Source organism: Edaphobacter sp. HDX4 (genome assembly GCF_036877565.1).
GTDB lineage: Bacteria > Acidobacteriota > Terriglobia > Terriglobales > Acidobacteriaceae > Edaphobacter.
This window is the reverse complement of the sequence record NZ_JAEDXW010000007.1, coordinates 74,061-86,654: the sequence shown is the minus strand read 5'-3', so window position 1 is coordinate 86,654 and position 12,594 is coordinate 74,061. Positions and strand designations below refer to the sequence as shown.

10 protein-coding genes and 1 pseudogene are annotated in these 12,594 nt (G+C 54.8%); 4 read left to right on the top strand and 7 right to left on the bottom strand.

All coding sequences use genetic code 11. The annotated features are described in order from the left end of the window. Position 1 precedes the first annotated feature (1 nt). On the bottom strand, positions 2 to 394 hold the full coding sequence (gene copC / locus JAO29_RS09085; protein WP_334267885.1) for a copper homeostasis periplasmic binding protein CopC: 393 nt from the start codon (positions 392 to 394) through the stop codon (positions 2 to 4). Here copC and JAO29_RS09080 point away from each other — a divergent pair. The 3 genes and pseudogenes from JAO29_RS09080 to JAO29_RS09070 form a co-directional block, all read left to right on the top strand. Next, positions 345 to 803: pseudogene (locus JAO29_RS09080) on the top strand (ABC transporter permease); the annotation flags it as partial. The gene copC and the pseudogene JAO29_RS09080 overlap by 50 nt on opposite strands. Before the next feature lie 33 nt (positions 804 to 836). Continuing rightward, positions 837 to 1,427, top strand: coding sequence for an ABC transporter permease (locus JAO29_RS09075; protein WP_334267998.1), 591 nt, complete (start codon positions 837 to 839; stop codon positions 1,425 to 1,427). 6 nt (positions 1,428 to 1,433) lie between these two features. Then, on the top strand, positions 1,434 to 2,954 hold the full coding sequence (locus JAO29_RS09070; protein ID WP_334267884.1) for an ABC transporter permease: 1,521 nt from the start codon (positions 1,434 to 1,436) through the stop codon (positions 2,952 to 2,954). Between the two features lie 751 nt (positions 2,955 to 3,705). Here JAO29_RS09070 and JAO29_RS09065 read toward each other — a convergent pair. From JAO29_RS09065 to JAO29_RS09040, 6 genes are read right to left on the bottom strand one after another with little or no spacing between them, the layout of a single operon-like run. Next, positions 3,706 to 5,157 carry an ATP-binding response regulator gene (locus JAO29_RS09065; protein ID WP_334267883.1) on the bottom strand — a complete coding sequence of 484 codons (1,452 nt, stop codon included), beginning with the start codon at positions 5,155 to 5,157 and terminating at the stop codon, positions 3,706 to 3,708. Next, entirely contained in the window at positions 5,150 to 7,285 is a 2,136-nt protein-coding gene (locus JAO29_RS09060; RefSeq protein WP_334267882.1) for an ATP-binding protein, read from the bottom strand. The genes JAO29_RS09065 and JAO29_RS09060 overlap by 8 nt, the downstream gene beginning before the upstream one ends. Continuing rightward, positions 7,282 to 8,250 (bottom strand): SpoIIE family protein phosphatase, encoded by a 969-nt coding sequence (locus JAO29_RS09055; protein WP_334267881.1) that lies wholly within the window; start codon positions 8,248 to 8,250, stop codon positions 7,282 to 7,284. Before JAO29_RS09055 ends, JAO29_RS09060 begins: the two co-directional genes overlap by 4 nt. 37 nt (positions 8,251 to 8,287) lie before the next feature. Beyond that, the gene (locus JAO29_RS09050) at positions 8,288 to 8,689 is read right to left on the bottom strand and encodes an anti-sigma regulatory factor (RefSeq protein WP_334267880.1); all 402 of its coding nucleotides are present in this window, start codon (positions 8,687 to 8,689) and stop codon (positions 8,288 to 8,290) included. Then, positions 8,673 to 9,068 (bottom strand): STAS domain-containing protein, encoded by a 396-nt coding sequence (locus tag JAO29_RS09045; RefSeq protein WP_334267879.1) that lies wholly within the window; start codon positions 9,066 to 9,068, stop codon positions 8,673 to 8,675. Before JAO29_RS09045 ends, JAO29_RS09050 begins: the two co-directional genes overlap by 17 nt. A 2-nt stretch (positions 9,069 to 9,070) precedes the next feature. Further along, positions 9,071 to 9,940, bottom strand: a complete 870-nt coding sequence (locus tag JAO29_RS09040; protein ID WP_334267878.1) for an STAS domain-containing protein — start codon at positions 9,938 to 9,940, stop codon at positions 9,071 to 9,073. Between the two features lie 398 nt (positions 9,941 to 10,338). Between JAO29_RS09040 and JAO29_RS09035 the strand changes: the two genes are divergently transcribed. Then, the gene (locus tag JAO29_RS09035) at positions 10,339 to 12,363 is read left to right on the top strand and encodes a DUF5050 domain-containing protein (protein WP_334267877.1); all 2,025 of its coding nucleotides are present in this window, start codon (positions 10,339 to 10,341) and stop codon (positions 12,361 to 12,363) included. Positions 12,364 to 12,594 lie beyond the last annotated feature (231 nt).

The window sequence follows — 12,594 nt, the reverse complement described above, 5'->3', positions numbered from 1 at the left end:
TCTACTTCACCGTGAACTTGTACTCGCCTTGCATCTTGTGGCCGTCGGGGGCGACGCTCGTCCAATGTACGAGGTAATCTCCAGCGGCAAGCGGCGGGGGAGTCAAAGTAAGCGTCTTAGCATCTGACGGATCACCAGCCGACTTCTCTTTGCTGATGGGGTCGCCCTTCTCGGTGGTAAGAACGATGGAGCTAAACTTCGGCTCAACGGCCTCTGAGAAGGTGACGACGATCTTTGCTGGTGCAGGTCCGGTGGAGTCCGCTGCCGGAACCATGACCTTCGGGTGAGCGTGTGCCCAAGCGGCTGGAACAGATAACAATGTAACTGGACTCGGATCGGCCACGACACTGATTGCTGACGATGCAGATGCGATTCGATCGCGCGTCGAAGGCATTGCGCATGTGTCGCCGGTCTCGCGCATGCGCGGGTGGGTTGCTGGCGACAGCGATAAGAGCTATACGCAGGTGTTCGGCGTCAACGAAGAGTATCCCGAGATGTACAGCTGGAACTTCGAGAAGGGAAAGTCTTTTAAAAAAGGGTCGGTTGAGGATGCCGATAACGTAGTCCTCATTGGCACTGCACTGCGCGACACGCTATTCGGTGAGGTGAATCCCATTGGCAAAGAAGTAGAGATTCACGGAGAAAAATTTAAGGTCAAGGGAGTCTTTGAGACCAGCGACGAAGAACAGTCGCAGATGGCTGTCATCCCCTACACCAGGATGCAGAAGATGCTGGGCATCAACTACCTGTCGAACATCATGGTTACAGCAGAAGAGGCCGGTCGATCTTCGGAAGTCTCGCAAGGGATAACGGAAGTGCTTCGCTCGCGTCATCGCATGACTGCCTCGTCAAAGCCTTCAAACCTTGCAGGACCGATGAGCGGTTCTTCCGCGGACGATTTTACTGTGAAGACGCAGGCCTCAGAGGCACTGACGAAGGGGCTGAATACGTCGGTCGCGGCATTCATTCTGGCGAATATGCCGCAGATGGACCAGGTAAATATGCAGGAGATGTCGGGCACTCTGAACCGTGCCGGACAAACGATGACAGCTCTCCTGGCTGCGATTGCCACAATCTCACTGATCGTTGGCGGTATAGGCATCATGAACATTATGCTGGTCTCTGTCACCGAGAGAACACGCGAGATCGGGATTCGGCGTGCGGTCGGTGGACGGCAGTACGACGTACTGATGCAGTTTTTGGCTGAAGCCGTCACGCTGGGAGTTGCAGGAGGAGCCTTCGGCATTGTCTTGGGATATTTAGCTTCATTTGCCATTACTCAGCTTCTGCAGTGGGATGCGACGGTTTCGTTAGGGGCGGTTGCGTTGTCGTTTGGAATCGCCGCGGCGACCGGCGTCTTCTTCGGATTTTATCCCGCGCGTAGAGCCTCGAAGCTGAACCCCATCGATGCTTTGCGCTTCGAATAGGAGAGTATGTCTAACTTCTTTTTGCTCTCCAAGAGCGCATTCATCGGATGGCGTTGCCTGAAGCGGAATCGTCTCAGGACGATTCTAACGATCACTGGTATGACAATCGGCGTCGCCACGGTGCTAACGATGATCGCCTTAGGTAAAGGCGCTCAGTCGGCTATTCAGGACCAGGTACGTGCTGCTGGAATGAATGTGATTGTGGTTACGGCAGGAAACTTCAAGGCAAAACAACAGTGGACAAGCGCGGGAGAGTCGGAAGAGCCGGGATCTCTTGCGGATGGCGAGCCTGCAATGGCCGCATATGTTCCAGGAAGCGATGGAACAAGGCTGCGCTATGCAGATTGGGAGCCGAGGCGGCCGGTCAGACTCCTCCGCGTATGGCAGCCTTCGAACAATCCTCTGAACCATCTGGCACGGAGTGGTGAGAACGCTGCTGGAAGAGGTGCATCCGACAAACTGAGCTTAGAGGATGCCGACGCGATAGCTCGATTGACGGGAGTGCAGGCGGTCTCGCCTGGAGTTGCCGATAACATCACGCTGAAGAGGGGAGGCAAGACGTGGTTTACGCGTCTGCACGGAGAAGGTAGCGATCTGCCAATGATTCGACGTGCGTGGGTCTTCAAGAAAGGGCGCAACTTTAATAAAGCAGAGACCGATGGAGCGGAGAAGATAGCGGTACTTGGCAGCGTAGTCGCTCAGAAGCTCTTTGCTGACGCAAACCCGGTAGGAGAACATCTCACAATTCATGGCGAAGACTTCCGCATCATCGGGTTAGTAGGTAGCGGCAGTTGGATGGTGCCGAGCGGGGAGGGTGACGACCAGTTCGATGTCGTTTATATTCCGGTGACGACGGGCAAAGAGCTTTTAAAGAAAATTGGCTTGGGAACAGTAACAATCTCTACCGTCTCGACTGGCGATGTCGCCGGAGTTACCAAGGCGGTAAGGAATCTATTGCGGCAGCGTCATGGGTTGACCTACCGCGAGCCGGATGACTTTGTCGTCGCCAGCCAAGCGAAGAAAACGCTGGCCAAGGGTGGGATGAGGACCGACGTCGCGCGTGCGATCTCGAGCAACGTTACCAATCTCGATCAAGTGACGTTGGAACAGTTGGGTAAAACATTGGACCGTGCGAGCCGCACGATGACAGCTTTGCTGGCGAGTATTGCGTCGGTCTCGTTGATCGTCGGCGGCATCGGCATCATGAACGTGACGCTTCTATCTGTCACGGAGCGAACGAAAGAGATTGGGATTCGCAGAGCTGTCGGCGCACGCTCCGACGAGGTGATGTTGCAGTTCCTGATGGAAGCCGTAACGCTTAGCTTGTTTGGCGGAGGTCTTGGAGTCTTGCTTGGCCTCCTTATCTCAGAACTAATCACAAGGATGGTCGCCTGGTCGACGAATGTATCAGCCCTGGCAATTGCTCTATCTTTTGGTATATCTGCTGGGATCGGTATCCTGTTTGGCTATTACCCCGCTCGGCAGGCTTCACGCGTCACCCCGATGACCTCTTTAGGATATGAATAGGGTCGATCTCGATTGGGCTGCTGATGTCAACGGGTGCCGATCTTGCGCTCTCAATCGATGATCAAGAACGATCAAGAACGAAAGTTCAAACGCGCTGGAGCTTGGATTCTGAAGCTCTCGCAGTAACCGTTCTCCCCAGGGCGAGCCGGGTTTGATGTACAGGGTCTTGGCACCTGTCGGCCAGCCATTTGCGCAGTTTTTTTCACGAACTCCGGGAATAGGCAGATGCGCATGGCAACCACCTATTCCCGGAAATGTTATCGCTTACATTGAAACATTTGTGAGTTACGATTCGCCGAACCTGGCGTCTCTCAGATTTTTCATAAACATACGGCTATCTTCGTAAACTCAAAATCCACCGAGGGCAAGCTCGTGGGGGTTCGCCCCCCTCCCGGCATCAAATAGAAAAGGACTTAGGCTACTCTTGCCTCTCGAAACCCGAGAGACACCAAAGCTTGATGGCGAGATAGCTTTATAGCTGCATTCTCATCAACGGCTAAGCCTCGGATTTTTTGCAAACGCCTTTCCTCACTCACGGCCGCGATGCTTCTTGGCTTTGCAGCCGATGCTCTCCGTGAGAGACTGGGAAGCGGAATGCCAGTCAGAGGTGGTAAGTAGCAGGATCTCTCCGCGTAGAAGCTACAGGCCTCCCGCTGAGCGGGCAGGCTTCTACAGCATCCACGGCAATCGCACCTGGAGATCCGGATTCACGAAATGGCAGATGCCGAATTCGAGCAAGTGCGGTTGCCACCTATCGCGGGTACGGGATGAAGAGGTCGAAGGTGGTTCCCTGGTATTGTCCTTGGGTGCGAGTACGGATCCGGACCAGCCCATCGTGTTTCGCGATCACTTCACCACTAAGCCAGAGCCCAATACCCGAACCTTTCGAATCTTTCGTGGTGAAAAAAGCTTCAAAGATTCGCGGCAATACCTCTTCTGGAATACCGGCACCTGAATCGCTGAAGATAAACCGTACACCGTGTCTGCCGGTCTTGTAACTTTTGGAATTGATGCATCGAACAAGAAGTTGGCCTTTGGGTGCGACGGCGGCGTCCAGCGCGTTCGTAATCACATTGTTAAAGACCTGCCGAAGCTCACCAGGGTGTACCAGGATTTCTTGGAAGCATGAGATCTGGGTCCTAAGCCGCACGCCGCGTGCCGCGATATGGGCGTTGAGCATCGCAAGGACACTCTCGAGAATATTGCCGGCGGGAACCAGAGTTGGAACGGAAGATTCCCGATGATACGCAAGGATCTGCTTGGTGATCGTACTGATCCGTTCCAGTTCGCCGGACGCCTGCGCCACATAGTTGTCTATATCCCCACGTTCGGTACTCTTTTGGCCAGCCAGATACAGCAGGTTTGACATGGCTTCAAGCGGATTATTAATCTCATGGGCGATGATGTGCGCAAGGCGACCGGTCGCTGCAAGACGTTCACTGAGTTTGAGGGTCTCTTCCAGCTTCTTGTGATCGGTGATATCTGCCAGGATCAGGATCGATCCGTTGATCTGATCCAGATCTGTCTTGATGTTGTCATAGCGAACGCGAAACCAGTGCCGGTTAGCAGACAACTCAACTGCGTGGCCATGCCGCGCTCGCCGGAAAAACTCATGGAAGCTTAATTCAAAGCGTGAATTGAATACATCTGCAAGAGAGCGGCCATCAATCTCGTGGTGACCGAAGTCGAGCAAATGCATAAACGCCGCATTCGCTCGGACCACCATGCCGTTAGCATCTGCCAGAGCTAACCCATCGCTCAATGCGTCGAAGGTGGTTTGCCACTGAAGAGCGGAAAGGTGAGATAGCGACTCGGCCCTCCGCATCCGAAGCAGCGCGTTTACCTGGGCAATCAGAACGGTTGGCTCAACTGGTTGTGTGAGGTAGGAGTCCGCTCCTCCTTCGAGGCCTTGAACCTTGCTCTCGCTCGAGGTGAATGCAGCCGAGATTTGAAGGACTGGAATGCTGGCGGTCAGCGGATTCTGCTTGAGGCGCCGCACTACCTCATAGCCCAGCATGTCGGGAAGGTTGACGTCCGAGATGATAATGTCCGGGAGGTTCGTTGCCTTATGCAGTCCTTCGCTCCCAGTTGACGCCTCATCGATCGAGAAACCGGCCCTTGTGAGGATTCTCCGGAAGATGTACCGAGTGGCGTCCTGATCATCAATGACCAGGGCGCGCAATGGGAGCGTTGGTTCAGACATCGCTCTCCACCTCGCCAACTCGAGGTGATAGCAACGAAGCAATCAGGCGCCTGACACGGTCGGCGGGATCTGGGAGGCTCAGCGATTGTTTGGTGAAGATGATGGTCGACTGCTCGCGAATAAACGCGGTTTCGCTGTCATCGAGATTTTTCGTCGAGTGGAGCACAACTGGAGTATCTGACAAGCTTTCAATGCGTCTGATGCTCTTGAGCACATCCATGCCGTCCAGATCTGGCATATAAAAGTCCAGGAAAATCAGATCGGGCTGAACATGCTCGGCAAGCCGAAGACCATCCCGTCCATTGACGGCCTCAAAGATCTCGAAGATGGATTCATCGATATAGCCGCGTAGCAGGTATCGTGAGACCTCATTGTCGTCGATCATCAGGATGCGCTGCCGATTCGTGGTCGCTGTGAGTTGCCGCACCTTTTCAACCATCTCCGCTGGATCGAAAGGCTTGCTAAGATATGCATCCGCTCCGGAGCTGAAGATTCTGTGCCGATCCTCGCTTATGCTCATGACCAGGACAGGAGTTGGATTAGCCCGTGACTTAACCTCAACCAGGAAGTCCCAGGTCAGGTTCGTCCCGAGCTGCAGATCAAGAATGATTGCGGCAGGCCGTAAACTCGTCAGTAGGTTACGAGCAGTCTCGATGGATGACGCTCGCTGCGACTGAAATCCCGCTGCCGTAAGATAACGTGAATAGACGAAGGACGTTTCCTCGTTGTCTTCGACAATCAAGACAAGTTTTTTATCGGAAGCCGGAAGCGGTGCGATCGAGGTCTGGGTGAAGAGCGTCTGATCGTAGATCATAGGGACCCTAAGCCGGAACGTCGAACCCACTCCTACTGAGCTCTCAACCTCGACGGTTCCGCCGAGAAGCTCCGCGAGCTTCCGAGAGAGAGGCAGTCCCAGCCCAGTACCCTTGACCCGTTTCTGCATGCTGCTCTCGACCTGCGAAAACTCTTCGAACACCATCCTTTGATCGCTCTCCGATATTCCGATTCCAGTGTCGGCGACGGAAAATATCACAACACTTCCATCCACCTCCGCCGAGATTGTTACCGTCCCCTCTGGGGTAAACTTGATGGCATTCGATATAAAGTTCCGTAGTACCTGAGATACCTTCTGCTCATCGGTAAACAGCTGAGGCAATGTCTCTGAAGCTGTAAAAATTAATTGGATCCGGCTCTCTGCAAGCAATGGCTTTAGCATGCCTCGCAAGGCTCCAAAGAGAGCAGGTATGCTGAACGAGTTAGGCTTTACATCCAGCCTGCCCGCCTCGACTTTTGCGATATCCAGAAGGTCGTCCACCATGTCGGACAGCTCCTTTGCGGATCGCCTGATGAACTGGACCTGCTGCTCTTGCTCCTCTGTGAGTTCGCCGTCCATACGGTCAAGCAACATCTGCGTCAGCGCCAGCATGGAATTCAGAGGTGTCCGAAACTCATGAGACATGTTCGAAAGGAAATTTGTCTTCAACTCGGACGCTCTGCGAAGATAGTCAGCCCGTTCGTCCAGCTCCGCGTACAGAGCGACTACGCCACGATTTGTATCCTGAAGCTCAGAGTTGATTCGAACGAGCTCTTCCTTGCGTTCGCGCAGCTCATCCAGCGTCCGGAGTAGCTCCCGGTTCTGTGTCTGAAGCTCGTCGATTGGAGTTGCAGGATGCTGCCGCGAGATCTCTGCGATTATGTCCTGTCGTCCGGAATCCATCAGGGCTGGGCTATGCGCCGGCAACTGCTTGCCAAACTCAACGGAAGTTCCAAGTTTTGTCGACTCGATTGAGAATTCATCCATCAGTCGCTTGGTTCCCAGGAGACCCATTCCCATGCCGGTGGTAGAACGGTAAGATCCTGCCATCACTACATCCAGATGTGGGATCCCTGATCCGTGATCGGTTACCGCAATCCAGAAGATGCGCGTTTCCGGGTCGACGCTGAAGGATACTGCTCCATCCCGGGCATAGCGGAATGCATTCCTCGCAATCTCGGAGACCGCGGTAGCTAATCTGATCTGATCGTGATGATCAAATCCAAGAGCGCCAGCAATCGTGCGCGCACGTTGACGGGCATTGACGACGCCACGCTCATCCGCCAGAGACATGCTGTGGAGGAAATGTTTCAAAGCCGGCTTCCCCCTAAACGCGTGACGAGAACAGAAGCATCATCCCGTCGACGGCTGAAATCTCGATACATCAATCCAGCAAGGAGCATCGCAGGCCGGTTGTGAAATCCGGTGTAAGCCACGGGAGAAGCCTTCGATGTCAGTCCGTCGGAAAACATGATGAGCATCGTGTCAGGATCGACAGGGTACGTGAATTCCTGAACGTTGCGGGGCATAACAGCGCCCAACGTTCCATTCTGCGAGACCAGGCTCCGCGATGAAGCTCCAGATAACAGAGATGCGCTAATGTTCCCGATGCCCGCGTAGCTGAGGATCTGTCTTTGCAAATCCACAATGGCGATGGCCATCGCGGCTCCTCGGGTCTTCTTTAATGCTTCGTGTGTACGGGTAACGATTTCGGCAGCAGATTGGTTGAAATGGGTTTTTACCGTCAGTACTGCCTCATCAGCAGCTTCCGCTGCACCAATCCCATGGCCAAGTCCATCCACCATCATGTACATAGCACGTGCAGGGTTGGTATCGGTGAAGTACGAGTCTCCTGCAACAGGTTCTTCTCCAAGCGGGAGGTTAACCACGCCGGCGACCGGAGAATCGCCGGTCTGGAAGCGACTCCAGCATACCGTGCCTTGCGTTGTATTTGAGTAAAGCCCCGATGCGTGCGATAGGCGCTTGATGGCCCCCAAACCTTGCCCCGCTGTTCCAACGGTCGAGAACCCATCCTCCATCGCACGACCGATATCGCCGATGCCCGGACCGGAATCCAGAGCGAGCATGTCCAGGCGTATTCCATTCTGATCCTGGCTCGGACAGACCAGAAACTCACCAGTCTCAGCGTGAAGCAGGATATTGGTTGCGAGTTCCGTCGCCACGATCCCGACATTGCTGCGGCTCTCTTCATCGAATCTGAGAGCCTGCGCGACACCGACAGCAGCGCGACGGACCTCACCGATTGAACTGCGATCCATGATCGCTATGGATTTGTGCGTATGTCGCAAAATGCCACTATTTCCAGCGAACAATCGTTACGACAGTTCCTCGTCCCGGCTCGCTCTTGATATCGAATTCGTTTACCAACCGCTTGCTTCCGCTCAGTCCCAGACCCATCCCACCGCCAGTGGTGTAACCGTCTCGAAGTGCCAGGTTAATGTCGGAGATACCTGGTCCCTCGTCGCGGAATGTGAGCCTGAGTCCTCGTCTCGTTCCGTTCTCAATAATCTCAGCCGTCATTGTGCCGCCACCCCCATGCTCAAGGGTGTTTCGTGCAAGTTCGCTGGTCGCGGTAACAAACTTGGTCTGGTCGACAAGGCTGAACTTCAGTTCCGTTGACCAGATGCGTGTAACCTGACGAACACGGACGACGTCATCCGACGTAGCAATGGGAAAAGTCTCAGTCTTCAGAGCCATCGCTATCTTCTAGGCCCACATTCTGCTGAGTAAATTCCCTCAAAAGTTCCATGCCGCGTTCAACGTTGAGCGCCGTCTTGATTCCCGGGAGAGACATTCCCAGTTCAACCAGCGTGATGGCGACGGCAGGCTGCATACCGGTAAGGACCGTCTGCGCATCCAGAACACGAGACATGGCGGCGATGTTGGCCAGCATGCGACCGATGAAGGAGTCAACGACCTCCAGGGAGGAGATATCGATCAGCACTCCCCGGGATGCGTGCTTTGCGATCTGCGACGTAAGGTCCTCTTGCAGGGACATCGCCAATTCGTCATGCATGTCGACCTGGATGGTTACGAGCAGACAATCGCCCACTTTGAGGATGGGTATTCTGTCCATGTCTACTCTTCCTTGATCTTCGACGATGCTTGAGCGGTTCTGGCGGAGACCACGGACTTACCCAGGATCCTGAGAGCTATAGAGAAGGCATCAGAGAGCTTCGCCTTTGTCTGGATGTCGGCCAGGTCGATACCTAGATGGACGATGGTCTGCGCGATCGCTGGCCGAATCCCGCTCAGGAAGCACTCTGCGCCCATGAGTCGGGCCGCTGTGATCGTCTTAATCAGATGCTGTGCCACTAGCGTGTCGACAGTTGGCACGCCCGTTATGTCGATGATCGCAACCTGGCTATTCGTCTCCACAATCGCGGTCAGCAGAGACTCCATAACGACTTGTGTTCTGGCGCTGTCCAGTGTGCCGATAAGGGGAAGAGCGACGATGCCGTCCCACAGCTTCACGACCGGTGTCGAAAGCTCGAGCATCTCTTCCTGCTGCCTGCTGATCGTCTGTTCGCGAAAGCCGATGGCAGTGTCCACAGTCAACATGGCGAGCTTGTCCAGCAGATCTCCGCTCGACCATATTTCAGTCACCAGCTCGGACGGATTGCCCTTCAGTGTGTCCTTAAGAGCTACAAATACAGGTTCCTTCAGCGAAAGAATAAACATCGCCGTGTCGGCTGGGCTAAACCCGCGGTCCATGCGCGACTTCGCTATCTGCTTCAAAAATTCCCGAACGGATACGTAAGCTGCAGACTGGATGTCAGAACTGATCTGAGCTGCCTCGGTAAATAGCCGGAGGAACTCCTTAACCTGCTGCTTAAGATCAGCATCGTCGATCAGATCACTCCGCCGTGTGCTCGACGACATCCCCTTAAGCCACGAGGTCAAAATCGAATCTTCGTTTGACCTCAGTATTTGCTGAAACGCACTCATATGAATGGCCTTTTCCCTTCAACAAAAAACACTTATTACCCTGAGCTGCAGGGTTCAACACAAAGTGCCTCTCTAGGCTTTGATTCTAGTGGACTTGACCGAAGCACGCCAAAACATTCCAGGCGGTCGAGTGGTTGATGACGTTCATCTTCCGAGCCGGACGAATCCCTGATCCCCCGAACCTTGCTCATCGAGATTTTGTTGACTTTTACTCGCATATTGATCTATTTCTAGTCCTTTCCTCCGAGAGGAGGTCGGTCGGAGGCGGCGAACAGCTTTCTCATCCTGGGCTCCCGGGACACTTTCTATTTTGGGCTGACTTACTCGACCATATTCCTCCCAGCATCTCGGAAACAGCTTGCTCTTTGGGCTCCTGCAGTTATCGAAAGGAGCGCGTCATGATCTATTTTCAGGGAACCGACAACACCCTCTGGCAGATGGGTCCCAATGGCCAGAACCCCGCGAAAGTTCATGGATTCCAATGCAAATCCAGCCCCTTCGCCTACGGCAAGGCCATCTATTTCCAAGGGACCGATGACAAGCTCTGGGCGGTTAATCTGGACGGCTCCGGCTCGGTTGTGCTCGGCAATAACACCTGCGCATCAGCTCCCTTTGTCGCCGCTACTGGAGTTTACTTTCAGGGCACCGACGATAAGCTCTGGCGATGGAGCCTTGTCGGCGAAACCCTGATCAGCCTTGGAGGAAATACCTGCAAATCCACACCCTATGTCCTCGGTCAGTATGTCTTTTTCCAGGGCACCGACGACGCTCTCTGGCGCATAAACATCGATGGAACCAACCTCGTCCACATCGGCTCGGGCTTCCAGACCAGCTCCAGCCCCTTCGCCACTCCTCACTTCTTATTCTTCCGCGGCACTGACGATAAAGTGTGGCGCACTGATCTCGACGGTGCCAATGGATTGAACTTGGGCGGCGGATACAAATGCAGCTCCACACCGTGCGCCAGCGACACATCGGTCTATTTCCGCGGCACCGACGATGCGCTCTGGAAGACCGACTTGGCCGGCAACGGAGGCCGGAAACTCTCCGGATGGAAGTGCAAATCCTCGCCCGTCTTCGACCCGGACCAGAACTGCCTCTTTTTCCAGGGTATCGATGACGCACTTTGGCGCACCGACACCGACGGCAACCACGGGGTCCACCTGGCCAACTACAAAACGGCCTCTCCCGTCTTTGCTGCCGAGCCCTCCAACCAGCCTGTGGCTGGCGATGTGCCCATTCCTTATGTTGTCCTTCTGCTTGCCTACTCGCCGCCCGGCAGCAGCACTGGTGCGGGCGCCTCGCAGATTGAGTACTCAAGCGGGAGCACCGCCGGTACCAGCCTCTCCTACAGCCACTCCGTCAACGAGGGGTGGGGCCTAACAGCCTCACTAACCGGACCCCAGACCTCCTCCGGTGGCGGCAAGATGGGAGGTGATTCCGGCCAGGGTTCCTCCGCAATCGGCAACTTCGATCTTGGCTATTCTCGCTCGGGGACGAATACCACCAAAGCCAGCCTTGACGTTAAAAAGACCCAGAGCTCAAGCATTACGATCGTTGGTCCCAGTACCGACGGGATCAATCATGACCTCGACCTTATCTTTCTGCTCCTTCGCCCCAGCTACAGCGTCATCCTCGATCCCAAATTCAATATGAACTGGAACCTCGACTTCGCTGGCCCGAATCAAGGCGTCGTCTGGCTTCAGATGGATTGGCTCAAGAACCTGGACCTCTTCGCTCAAGCGGAGCCCAGCGTAAAAAGCCGCTGCGATGCTGCCGGCCTCACCCCTGCTGACTACAAGCAGCTCCTCGCGCTCAACCCCTTCGCCTACGGTCCCGCACCGATCGATACGCAACGCTACATCTCGACCGGCATACAGGCCTACTACCAACCCGCTGGTTCGGAGGGGCAAGCTCCCACGCAGAGCTATCCCTTCAGCTACAGCGTCAACAATGCCAATGAGAGCTCTGTCGAAACCTCGTGGACAATCACTGGAAGTCTGAGCGGTTCGCTGACATTTGGCGCCCTCATGGCCGCCCTGAAGGGCAATCTTTCACTTACCAGTACTGATACGGCGGTCACCAACAACTCGTTTGAAGAAGACCAATCTGCTACCGCCACCATCACCGCGCCGGCCGCCGGTTATCAGGCTGACACTTACCTGCGAGTTTACTGGGACACGATCTTCAGTACCTTCATGTTTGTGCTCTCCGATGCCGAACCTCCCATCACCGGGGTCATTCACGATGTAACTGGCAAACCCCTGCCCAATACCGAGGTACAGCTCGTGGTCGCCGGCCAGGTCTTCTACACCTGGTCCGATTCCACCGGCACCTATCGCTTCTACGACATTCCGAGCGGGGAAGCAGTAGTCACCATTGTAAAGCGCAAGCACCGGTGGCCACCTCCTCGTCCGATCTGACAGTAGCAACCCGGAAGCTGTGTGAGTTCTGTCGTCTGAGGATGTCACGAGCCAGAGCGTGCGCATATGCGCTCCTTTTTACAGAGGAGCTGTTCCTTTGGAATCCGCCTAACTGTGCTTGTTTCCTGGCTCACCAGTTCTGGTATCGAACGTCTTGTGTCCGTTCGGACAAGCCGGGATCTTGTGCCCTTTGGTTACGTGAACAACCGCATTGCAACTCTGGCAATGGAA